This window comes from Janthinobacterium aquaticum (genome assembly GCF_009208565.1).
Taxonomy (GTDB): domain Bacteria; phylum Pseudomonadota; class Gammaproteobacteria; order Burkholderiales; family Burkholderiaceae_D; genus Janthinobacterium.
In genome coordinates this window covers 1-255 of the sequence record NZ_WFLK01000075.1, presented here as the reverse complement: position 1 = coordinate 255, position 255 = coordinate 1, and the positions used below count along the sequence as shown (strand labels likewise).

Annotated in this window: 1 protein-coding gene; it reads left to right on the top strand. The window is 56.1% G+C overall.

Translation table 11 applies throughout. From position 1 onward, the window contains the following. Positions 1-255 (top strand): GTP-binding protein (locus tag GCM43_RS25675; RefSeq protein ID WP_264372683.1); only part of this gene is annotated, 255 nt, incomplete at both ends.

Below are 255 nucleotides of genomic sequence, written 5' to 3'. Positions count from 1 at the left end.
TCGAACGGACCAAGCCGCACGTCAACGTCGGCACCATCGGCCACGTCGACCACGGTAAAACCACGCTGACCGCTGCAATCGCAACGGTACTGTCGAAGAAATTCGGCGGCGAAGCCAAAGCATACGATCAGATCGATGCTGCTCCAGAAGAAAAAGCACGCGGTATTACCATTAACACCGCTCACGTTGAGTACGAAACGGCTTCGCGCCACTACGCTCACGTTGACTGCCCAGGCCACGCCGACTACATCAAAA